This window comes from Pseudomonadales bacterium (assembly GCA_013215025.1).
Classification (GTDB): domain Bacteria; phylum Pseudomonadota; class Gammaproteobacteria; order Pseudomonadales; family DT-91; genus DT-91.
On record JABSRR010000103.1, the window covers coordinates 1 to 4222 of the forward strand.

Annotated in this window: 4 protein-coding genes; 3 read left to right on the top strand and 1 reads right to left on the bottom strand. The window is 46.1% G+C overall.

Features of this window, described 5'->3' with window-relative positions:
• Positions 1-464, bottom strand: a 464-nt coding sequence (locus tag HRU21_08335; GenBank protein ID NRA42296.1) for a hypothetical protein, incomplete at its 3' end; no start/stop codon positions are given.
• A gap of 181 nt (positions 465-645) precedes the next feature.
• Here HRU21_08335 and HRU21_08340 point away from each other — a divergent pair.
• The 3 genes from HRU21_08340 (at position 646) to HRU21_08350 (ending at position 3960) form a co-directional block, all read left to right on the top strand.
• The gene (locus HRU21_08340; protein NRA42297.1) at positions 646-1524 is read left to right on the top strand and encodes an amidohydrolase family protein; all 879 of its coding nucleotides are present in this window, start codon (positions 646-648) and stop codon (positions 1522-1524) included.
• A gap of 33 nt (positions 1525-1557) precedes the next feature.
• On the top strand, positions 1558-2562 hold the full coding sequence (locus HRU21_08345) for a Rieske (2Fe-2S) protein (GenBank protein ID NRA42298.1): 1005 nt from the start codon (positions 1558-1560) through the stop codon (positions 2560-2562).
• Between the two features lie 201 nt (positions 2563-2763).
• On the top strand, positions 2764-3960 hold the full coding sequence (locus HRU21_08350; protein NRA42299.1) for an acyl-CoA dehydrogenase family protein: 1197 nt from the start codon (positions 2764-2766) through the stop codon (positions 3958-3960).
• Positions 3961-4222: the final 262 nt, after the last annotated feature.

The window sequence follows — 4222 nt, forward strand, 5'->3', positions numbered from 1 at the left end:
AAAATCTGGTCATAAATAGCGGCAATAATACCACCGTGCAAGCATGTCGGTGGCCCTTCAAAACGTCTGCCGCAGGTAACAGTGGCAGTAATCTGCTTAGACGCTTTATCGAATTGCACATCAATGTTTGGCGCAATGGCATTATAGCGACCCGTCACGGGGCTGTAAGGCAAAATAGCATTAGGGTTATCGGGGCCGGCTGGAAAATTAAAATGCGCAATCGGTCGTGATAATAAATGATTGGCAAGCTCATGTGGCTGATAAGCTTGCAGCGCTTGCTGGCTGGTCGAAAGAGACTGCTGCAGTAACTGTAAATCTTTCAGGCTAATATCATGGCTCACCAGTTGTTCTTGTAGCTGACGCAGTTGCTCGGTGATGTCTGCTAGGGTGGCTAACTTTTGCGCGGTATCGTTATGCTCAACATCAGATTGAGACGGATCACGAGATGAGGTATCGGCAGTCATAAGGCTATCTATTATTAAAAGCGCGCTATTTTAAGCATTTATCGCCCTCACGACCAGATAATTTACGACTCGTGAACTTTAGTTAATACCTTAAGATCAAGGGCTTTACTAAGGTTTCACTTGTCATCAAGCAAATTTACCTTATCATGCAAGCACTTTTAAATATGGATTGGAGTGTTCCATGGCAATGCCAAGCGATATCAAAATTATCGACCTGATGTTAAGTGTACCGGGCGACGACAACAGCCAATGGTATGAATTTATGAAGCCATTACTGATGGATAAAGAAAGTCAGATGATTTTCAAAATGCCAGCACAGTATATGTTCAAAGACATTCCAGAGATTGCATCTGGAGAAACAGACGACTACATCGCTTACACCATTGGCTTGATGGATAAATTCAATATTGAAAAGGCGATGACCGGCATCGACGATCATAATGCGGTGGTAAAAGAGGCGGTAAAACGCTATCCCGAGCGATTTATTTGCTCCTATGAATGCAACCCCAATAATGGCATGGAAGAGGTGCGTAAGATAAAACGCATGCACAAGGAATTCGGCATCAAAGCGGTGACTGCTTTCCCATCTGGACTGTGCCCACAGGTACCGTTAAATGATAAAAAGTTCTATCCGATATATGCCGCCTGTGTTGAACTTGATATTCCATTTGTAACAACCGTCGGCGTGCCTGGTCCTCGCTTACCGATGGAGCCGCAAAAGGTAGAACATCTAGACGAAGTGTGTTGGTTTTTCCCAGAGTTGAAGGTTGTGATGCGTCATGGTGGAGAGCCATGGACGGATTTATGCTGGAAATTAATGCTCAAGTACCCGAATCTTTATTACAGCACTTCTGCGTTCGCGCCCAAACATTATCCAAAGGCGATAATTGACTACGCTAACTCACGCGGGGCTGACAAAATCATGTATGCGGGCTACTTCCCGATGGGGCTGTCACTGGATCGTATCTTTAAAGATATGCCAAATGTGCCGTTCAAAGATGAAGTTTGGCCTAAGTTCCTGCGTGAAAACGCCGTAAAAGTCTTTAAGCTCGACCAGTAAAAGATCTGAGATTAACTTCACAGGGGGTGAAGTATGACTGACGTCACAGCACTATCGCGGTTTCCCATGCCCATGCCGTTTGGCTGGTTTCATGTTGCCTATTCCGATGAAATAGCCGTGGGTGAATCCAAGCCCATACATTATTTTGATCAGGAATTAGTGTTGTTTCGCGCAGAAAACGGTGCGGCGGTTGTGCTTGATGCCTACTGTCCACATATGGGTGCGCATCTCGGCTACGGCATCAATCAGGAGGCCGGGCAGGGCGGCAGAATAGAAGGGGAAAGCATTGTCTGTCCCTTTCATGCTTGGAAAATTAATGCTGAGGGTCAAGTCGTTGACGTGCCTTATGCCAAACGCATACCGCCAAAAGTTGCTGCACAACCCTGCATTAAAAGCTGGCCCGTCACTGAGCTGAATGAGTGTATATTTGTCTGGTATCACCCGGCAGATGAGCCGCCGCATTATCCGGTTTCGGCTATTAAAGAACTCAATCAAGAGCGTCAGCAATGGTCAGAATTAAAAAGATTCAAATGGATTGTGAATACGCATATGCAAGAAATTGCAGAGAATGGTTCTGATCCGGCGCATTTTAAATACGTGCATCAAACGGCCAGCTTTCCCGATACTGAGGTCAGTTTTGAAGGTCATCAACGCTTTGGCATTTTCCGTTCAAAAATGTCGACACCACGGGGCGACATTAATGGCGTGATCGACTCAGTATCTAATGGCCCGGGCCAGGGCTTTGTGCGCTACACCGGCATATGTGAAACCGTGCAGTTAGGGCATGTGACGCCGATTAACCGTGATACCTGTGAGGTTAATTTTGCTTTTGCACAGCAAAAGATCGATGGTGAAACTCCTCAAGGCGGTGTTCATGCGGCAATCATTAAAGATATTTGTAAGCAACTTGAAGAAGATAAGCCAATTTGGGAGAACAAAATCTACCGTGCCTTACCCATTCTATGTGATGGCGATGGACCTATCTTCAAGTTCCGTAAATGGATGAGTCAGTTCTACATCGACTATAAAGAGAATTAACATTAGCAAACAACCATAAACTATTGATTCAATAATTAATATCTCGAATAAACCCGGCCACTGCGATAATTTCTGCCGTCTTCATTTAGCCCACAGAACTTATCCATGATTTAACCTCTTTGACTGGCAAAATAGCCTATTTTCAGGCATCATAGCCGCGTTTTTGATATTGCCAAGCTCAAGTCGTAGGAGAATAGTCTTTTGGACGCTTTAGAACAATTTCGTCATGAAACCCGTGAATGGTTAGCAACAAACTGCCCTGAATCCATGCGTAGCCCAGTTCCTGCTATGCATGAACACTCATGGGGTGGCCGTAATGCCGAATTTCATTCTGCCGATCAGCAGCTATGGTTTGAACGTATGCGAGATAAAGCTTGGTTCGCACCAGGCTGGGCAAAAGAGCATGGCGGCGCAGGCCTTAGCGGCGCTGAAGAGGCTATCTTAAAAGAAGAACTTAAACGCATTGGTGCGCGTCCAGCGCATATCAACCTAGGCATCTGGATGGCTGGGCCTGCCATCATGGAATTTGGCACCGAAGCGCAAAAATTGGAACATCTGCCAAAGATTGCTCGTGGTGAAATTCGTTGGTGCCAAGGTTATTCTGAACCCGGTGCGGGTTCTGACTTGGCAGGCTTACAGACCAAGGCCGTTCGTGATGGTGATGATTTTATTATCAACGGCTCCAAGATTTGGACATCGTATGCCAACGAATCGGATTATATCTACTGCCTTGTCCGTTCAAATCCAGATGCACCAAAACGTGAAGGCATCACCTTTATTATTTTTGACATGCAAACCGAGGGTGTAACTACCAAGCCCATTGAATTAACCAACGGTGACGCGCATTTTTGCCAAACCTTCTTTGACAATGTTCGGGTGCCGGTTGCCAACGTGATTGGTGAAATTGACAAGGGCTGGACCGTNGCAAAGCGCGTGCTTGAACTTGAACGCGCCATGATGGCTGAGATCGAAGAGTCAGCCGCACGTCATGAAGACAACCCCGATGAGTTGGCAAAAAACTACATCGGCGTTGATGCAGACGGCAAAATTGCAGATGCCGTGATGCGTGAGCGCATTGCTCAGCACGGCATTAATACTGAGGCGATGGATCTTACCATGAGCCGCGTGGTAGATGAGTTTGTTCATCAAGATCCGCTTGCTGGCATGGCTGCGATGATTGCTAAATATCAGGGTACTGAAGAAGATAAGCGCAAGTACCAGCTGGTAATGGATATTCTCGGCACTCAAGCATTGGGCTGGGAAGGCGATGGCTTTTCAGAAGATGAACTGCGTATGAGCAAGCAGCATTTGCTGACCTATGCGCATACTATTGCAGGCGGCACCTCAGAAGTGCAGTTAAATATTATCGCTAAGCGTGTGCTGGGTCTTCCGGACTAAGCACTGACTTATTCAAGCTCAAGTTTAAGCACAAGCACAAGCTCAATCCTGAATCAGGCGCTTAAATAACAAAATCTAGCTTATGCAGTGGGCACATCCTGCCCATTGCTTGCCTTTGTTGATGCATCTGGCATCTGGCTTCTGGCATCTGAAGCATAAGACCGTCGAATCTCGACCAAGCCTTATTTAGAATGCATCCATTCGCGGTACTTTAGATGAAATGCCAGCACTCAGTGATATATTTCAGCTTTAAATAAGCAGT

What these genes read in the sequence shown, in the direction of transcription:
- HRU21_08340 (NRA42297.1), top strand. Translation starts at nt 646, where the DNA reads ATGGCAATGCCAAGCGATATCAAAATTATCGACCTGATGTTAAGTGTA.
- HRU21_08345 (NRA42298.1), top strand. Translation starts at nt 1,558, where the DNA reads ATGACTGACGTCACAGCACTATCGCGGTTTCCCATGCCCATGCCGTTT.